Origin of the sequence: Nonomuraea lactucae (assembly GCF_003313395.1) — a bacterium.
GTDB classification, from domain to species: Bacteria; Actinomycetota; Actinomycetes; order Streptosporangiales; family Streptosporangiaceae; genus Nonomuraea; species Nonomuraea lactucae.
Genome location: NZ_QNFZ01000865.1, coordinates 1 through 6,528 on the forward strand (window position 1 = coordinate 1; position 6,528 = coordinate 6,528).

4 protein-coding genes are annotated in these 6,528 nt (G+C 74.6%); 2 read left to right on the forward strand and 2 right to left on the reverse strand.

The window, feature by feature from the left end; genetic code table 11:
• Positions 1–1,634 (forward strand): UrvD/REP family ATP-dependent DNA helicase (locus DQW85_RS29905; RefSeq protein WP_162795485.1); only part of this gene is annotated, 1,634 nt, incomplete at its 5' end.
• Positions 1,628–4,915 (forward strand): ATP-dependent helicase, encoded by a 3,288-nt coding sequence (locus DQW85_RS29910; RefSeq protein WP_113703174.1) that lies wholly within the window; start codon positions 1,628–1,630, stop codon positions 4,913–4,915. The genes DQW85_RS29905 and DQW85_RS29910, both read left to right, overlap by 7 nt.
• Here the strand turns inward: DQW85_RS29910 and DQW85_RS29915 are convergent.
• Entirely contained in the window at positions 4,875–5,948 is a 1,074-nt protein-coding gene (locus tag DQW85_RS29915; protein WP_113703175.1) for a type III PLP-dependent enzyme domain-containing protein, read from the reverse strand. The genes DQW85_RS29910 and DQW85_RS29915 overlap by 41 nt on opposite strands.
• Positions 5,945–6,528 (reverse strand): ferric iron reductase (locus tag DQW85_RS29920; RefSeq protein ID WP_240197511.1); only part of this gene is annotated, 584 nt, incomplete at its 5' end. The genes DQW85_RS29920 and DQW85_RS29915, both read right to left, overlap by 4 nt.

The following is a 6,528-nucleotide window of genomic DNA, read 5'->3' on the forward strand; positions in this document are numbered from 1 at the left end:
AGCCGCACGTCGCGCTGCCCGCCGAGCGGGTGGCCGGGCTGCTCGCCGCCGCCCGCGAGGCGGTGCGGGCCCAGGGCAGCGCCGAGGACGTCCTGTGGGCCGTCTGGCAGGCGAGCGGCCTGGCCGAGCGGTGGACGGAGCTGAGCCTCGCCGGAGGGGCGAGGGGGGCGCAGGCCGACAGGGACCTCGACGCCGTGGTGGCGCTGTTCGACCACGCGGCGCGGTTCGTGGACCGGATGCCGAAGGCGGGGCCCGAGGTGTTCCTGGACGACCTGGCGTCCCAGGAGATCCCGGGTGACACGCTGGCCGAGCGGGCGCCCGACGGGGACGCGGTGCGGGTGCTCACCGCCCACCGGTCCAAGGGCCTGGAGTGGGACGTGGCCGTGGTGGCGGGCGTCCAGGAGGGCGTCTGGCCCGACCTGCGGCTGCGCGGTTCGATGCTCGGCGTGGAGGACCTCGTCGAGCTGGTCGAGGGCACCCGGCCCGACGCGGCTTCGCTGGCCTCCAAGCTGCTCGCGGAGGAGCGCAGGCTGTTCTACGTGGCCGCCACCCGCGCCCGGCGCAGGCTGGTGGTCACGGCGGTCGGCGGGGAGGACACCGACGAGCGGCCTTCCAGGTTCCTGGCCGAGCTGATGCCGGGCGCGGTCGAGGCGGCCACGGTGGACGACCGGGCGCGCTGGCTGAACATGCCGGCCCTCGTGGCCGACCTCAGGAGCGCGGTGACCGACCCCACCAGACCGGCCAAGGTGCGCCGCAAGGCCGCGCAGCAGCTCGCCAGGCTGGCCGCCGCGGGCGTCCAGGGCGCCCACCCCAACGACTGGTACGCCCTGACCACGATGACCGACGACCGCCCGCTGAGCTGGCCCGACGACACCGTCCGCATCTCCCCGTCGGCCGTCGAGAGCTTCACCAAGTGCGGTCTGCGCTGGCTGCTGGAGACGGCGGTCGGCGCGGCGGGCACCAGCACCGCGCAGGGACTCGGCACGATCATCCACGCCCTCGCCGTGCTCGCCGCCACCGACGTGCCGAGCGAGGACCTCCTGGGCAGGCGCCTGGACGAGATCTGGAACGAGCTCGACTTCGGCGGCGTCTGGTTCAACCGCAAGCAGCGCCAGGTGGCCGAGCAGATGATCGCCAAGTTCCTCCGCTGGCACAAGGAGAACCCCCGCGAGCTGGTCGCCCTGGAGGAGGCGTTCACGGCGAACGTCGGCGACGGCGTCCAGATCAAGGGCCGCGTCGACCGGGTCGAGCGCGACTCAGAGGGCCGAGCTGTGATCATCGACCTCAAGACCGGCGGCTCCAAGCCCAGGCCGGGTGAGCTCGACCGCCACCCGCAGCTCGGCGTCTACCAGCTCGCCGCACTGCTCGGCGCGTTCGCCAGGCACGGCATGACGGAGCCTGGCGGCGCCGCCCTCGTCCAGCTCGGCAAGGCGGCGGGCCGCAACGACGCCGTGGAGCAGAGGCAGGGCGCGCTCGCCGACGACCCGGACCCCGGCTGGGCCAGGGACCTGGTCGACACCGTCGCGATCGGCATGTCAGGCCCGTACTTCCAGGCCAAGGTCAACGACGGCTGCCGCACCTGCGCGGCCCGCGCGAGCTGCCCGGTCAACGACAACGGGGGGCAGGTGTGCTGAGCCCCGCCGAACTGGCAGGCAAGCTCGGCATCCTGCCGCCGACGGCCGAGCAGGCCGAGGTCGTCCAGGCCCCCCTCGAACCCATGGTCGTCATGGCTGGCGCCGGCTCCGGCAAGAGCGAGACCATGGCCGGCAGGGTCGTCTGGCTGGTCGCGGGCGGCCTGGTCAGGCCCGAGAACGTGCTCGGCCTGACGTTCACCCGCAAGGCCGCCGCCGAGCTGGCCACCCGGGTCAGGGAACGGCTGAACGGCCTGGCCGAGGCCGGCCTGGTCGAGCCCGAGCTGCTCGACAACGAGCCGACGGTCTCCACCTACCACGCCTACGCCGCCCGGCTCGTCACCGACCACGCGCTGCGCGAGGCGCTGGAGCCCACCATGCGGCTGGTCACGCCGGCCGTCTCGTGGCAGCTCGCCTCCAGGGTGGTGGCCATGTACGACGGGCCGATGGACCGGATCGAGCTCGGCCCGCCGTCCGTCACCGCCGCCGTGCTGGAGCTCGCCGGTGAGCTGTCGGAGCACCTGCGCGGCGCCGCCGACGTGCGCCGCGTGGGCGAGTGGCTCGACGGCCGGTACGGCGGGCTCCCCGGCAGGCCGACGCTGGCCCAGCGCCGCCCGGTGAGCGTCCAGGCGGCGAGGGAGCAGCTGCTGCCGCTGGTCGAGGCGTACGAGCGGCTCAAGCGCGGCCGGGAGGTCATCGACTACGGCGACCAGATGTCGCTGGCCGCGAGGATCGCCGCCAACCACAAGGAGGTGGGCGAGATCGAGCGATCCCGCTTCTCGGTGGTGCTGCTCGACGAGTACCAGGACACCAGCCACGCCCAGCTCGTCCTCCTCAGGAGCCTGTACGGCGACGGCCATCCGGTGACCGCCGTGGGCGACCCCTGCCAGTCGATCTACGGCTGGCGCGGCGCCTCGGCCGGCAACCTGCGCCGCTTCCCGGCGGACTTCCGGACGAGCTCCGGCGACCCGGCCCAGGTGCGGCAGCTCAGCGTCAGCTTCCGCAACGGGGACCGGGTGCTCGACGTCGCCGCCCGCGTCCAGCTCCCGCTCCGCATGGAGGCCCGCGAGGTGCCGGTGCTCGTACCCGGCCCCAACCGGGTCGACCGGGGCCGCGTCACCTGCGCCTTCCACGAGACGGCCGAGGACGAGGCGCGCTGGATCGCCGACGGTCTGGCGCGGATCCTCGGCCAGGAGGTGGCCCCCGACGGCCTGCCGTGGGGCGAGGGCGAGCGCAAGAAGACGCCCGCCGTGCAGCCCCAGGACGTGGCGATCCTGGCGCGCAAGCGCTCGCAGTTCCCCGCGCTGCGCAGGGCGCTGGAGGAGCGCGACATCCCGGTGGAGGTGGTGGGCCTGGGCGGCCTGCTGACCGTGCCCGAGGTCAACGACATCGTGGCCACGCTCCGGGTGCTGTACGACGCCACGGCGGGCGACGCCCTGGCCAGGCTGCTGGCCGGGCCGCGCTGGCGGATCGGGCCGGCGGACCTTCGGGTGCTGGGCGAGTACGCCAGGGAGCTGACCCGCGAGGCGCGCGACGGCCGTCGCGAGCGCGACCCGCTCGACCAGGTGGTGGCCGACCTGGCGGAGGAGCGCGGCAGCCTGGTGGACGCGCTGGACGAGCTGCCGGACCGCGAGGAGTGGCTGGAGTCGTTCTCGCCGCTGGCCAGGACCAGGCTGGTGGCGCTGGCGCAGGAGCTGCGGCAGCTCCGGGCGCACACCGCGCAGCCGCTGCCCGATCTGATCACCGAGGTGGAGCGGAGGCTGGGGCTCGACATCGAGGTGGCCGCGCGGGGCGGCACGGTCAGCGCGTTCGCGGCCAGGGCCGACCTCGACGCGTTCCTCGACGCGGCGTCACGGTTCGCGGGCGACTCCGAGGATCCGACGCTGGGGGCGTTCCTCGCCTACCTGCAGGCGGCCGAGAGCGAGGAGTTCGGGCTGGAGGCGGGCCGGGTCGGCGAGAGCAACAGCGTCAAGCTCATGACCGTGCACGCGTCCAAGGGCCTGGAGTGGCCGATCGTGGTCGTGCCGGGCCTGTCGCAGCTCGTCAGCTCCAAGGGGACGATCGCGACCGGCAGCGTGTTCCCCGCCACGCCGGTCACCAACAGCCGCTGGACCGAGAACCCGCGCAAGCTCCCCTACCCGCTGCGCGGCGACGCCGCCGATCTGCCCCGGCTGACCGGCCTCGGCAAGGAGGAGCTGGCCGTGTTCGACGAGAGCTGCCGCGAGCGTGACCTGATGGAGGAGCGGCGGCTGGCGTACGTGGCGGTCACCCGGGCCCACTACCACCTGATCGCCTCCGGTTACCGCTGGGGGAGCGCCTCCAAGCCGCTGGAGCCGTCCGGCTTCCTGCTGGAGATCCGCGACACCGCCGACAAGGTGGCGTTCTGGGCGCCCGAGCTCGCCGACGGCGCGACGAACCCGCTGCTGGCCGAGCCCGCCGAGGCCGTCTGGCCGCTCACGCCCGAGGGCCTGCGCTACGAGTCGGTGCTCGACGGCGCCCGCCTGGTGGAGGACGCGCTGGCGGGCACGCTGGCGCCCGCGGAGGACGGGCCGGTGCGCTCGTTCGAGGAGGAGCGCGTACGCGCCTGGGAACGCGACACGGACCTGCTGCTCCGCGAGCGCGAGCTGCGCCGGCGGCGCGGCGCCACGACGGTCGAGCTGCCGTCGAAGCTGACCGTGTCGTCGCTGGTGACGCTGGCCGCCGACGCCCGCGAGCTGGCCCGCAGGATCCGCCGCCCGGTCCCCGTCAAGCCCGCCCCGCTGGCGCGCCGCGGCACCTCGTTCCACAGGTGGCTGGAGACGCGCTGGGACCAGCAGCGGCTGCTCGACGACTTCGACCTGGACCTGGTCGACGAGGTGGAGGAGTCGGACGTGCGGCTGGCGGAGCTCCAGGAGAGCTTCGAGCGGAGCGAGTGGGCCGAGCGCCGGCCGCTCGACCTGGAGGTGCCGTTCGAGACCATGATCGCCGACCGGCTGGTGCGCGGCCGGATGGACGCCGTGTTCGAGCTGCCCGGCGGGCGCTACGAGGTGGTCGACTGGAAGACCGGCGAGCCGCCGAAGGGGAAGGCGGCCCGTGCCGCGTCGGTGCAGCTCGCGGCCTACCGGCTGGCCTGGTCGCACCTCGCGGGGGTGCCCCTCGACCAGGTGAGCGCGGCCTTCCACTACGTGCGCGCGAACCGCACGGTCCGGCCGGTCGACCTGCTCGACGCCGCCGGCCTCTTCGCGCTCGTCGAGTCGGTGCCGGTCAGCTCCGCAGGTAGTGGAAGCCGGGGTGGGGGTGCATGAGGAAGTCGTGGTGGGAGATGTTCCAGGCGTAGGCACCGGCCATCGCGAACACCACCGTGTCCCCCACTCGCACCGAAGTGACGATATTTCGGGCGAAAACGTCTTTTGGGGTGCAGAGCTGGCCGACGAACGTGACCGGCTCCGCCGCCACGCCCGGCCCGCCGCCGGTGGGCAGCACGGCGAACGGCTGGTCGTGCCCCTTGGTGACCGGCGTCCGCAGGTGGTGGGTGCCGCCGAGCACGATCGCGTACGTCTCGCCGCGCACCCGCTTCACGTCCACGACGCGGGTCGCGTAGAAGCCGCAGTACGCGGTCAGCGCCCGGCCCGGCTCGATCCGCACCCGCCTGCCGTCGCGGCGCAGCCCGGCCAGGCCCCTGCCGTACGCGGCCCAGTCGAACCTCTCCATCGGTGAGGTGTAGGAGACGGCCATGCCGCCGCCCAGGTTGACCTCGGTGTGGTGGGTGTCCAGCAGCCGCCCGGCCAGGCGGAGGAGCTCTGCGGCGTCCAGGCCGCTGGCCAGGTGGGCGTGCAGGCCGCGCAGCCGTACGCGGTCGGTGAAGAGCGGCAGGCACTCCTCGACGCCCGCCTCGTCCATGCCGAACGGGCCGCTCATCGTCAGCGCCGCCCCCTCGACGGGCAGGTCCGGGCTGATCCGCAGCAGCACGTCGGCCTCCAGGCCGGTGGCGAGCAGGCGGCGCAGCTCGTTCGGCGACTCCACGTGGATGCGGTGGTGGGGCAGGCGCAGCTCGGCGTCGGTCTTGCCGGGACCTCCGAGCGCCAGCGGCCGGCCGGGGAGCAGGGCGGCGACGTGGGCGTGCTCGCCGGCCGACGACACCTCGAACCCGTCCACGTGCCGGTCCAGCACGCGCAGCAGCTCGGGATCGGGGTTGGCCTTGACCGCGTAGTAGAGCTCGACGCCGGGCAGCGCCCGCCGGACCGCCTCGGCGTGGGCGTCAAGGGCGGGCAGGTCGTAGAGGTAGGCGGGGGCGTCGCCCAGCCGGGTGGCGGCCTCGCGGATGCTCGCGGTGATCATGCGAGCGGGTTCGCGATCGGCACGTAGCCGGCCGCTCGGTCGGCGGCGCGGGCCCAGCGGACACCCAGGTTGGCCTTGGCGGGAAGCGGCGCCCCGGCCAGCAGGTCGGAGAGGGCGGCCGGCCCGCCGAGGTCGCGGGCCTGCCCGGCCAGGATCTCCCGCGCCGCCTGCCACAGCTCGCGCAGCAGCCCGTCACCGCCGGGCCCGGCGACGGTGGCCGCGATCTCGGTGAGGTGGTTGACGAGCAGGCAGTAGACGACCCGGGCCCAGCCGCGCTCGGCGTCATATGTCAGCGCCCGCGCCACCCGCGGCTCCACGCCGGCGAGGTCGTGGCGGCCCGCGACGAGCTTGGCGCCCTCCAGGTCGCGGAAGACCGCCTCCCGGGGCGTGCCGGTGCCGTCCAGCCCGACCAGGACGTTCTGCAGGTGGGGCTCCAGGATCACGCCGTGCGTGAAGTAGAGCTCCAGCACGGGCGGCGCCACGGCCGAGACGTACGCCGCCCACCAGGCGAGCGGGTCACGGGCACGCGCGTCGAGGGCCGCGGCCGGGACCGCGGCCCCCAGGTCCGGCGAGCCGGCCG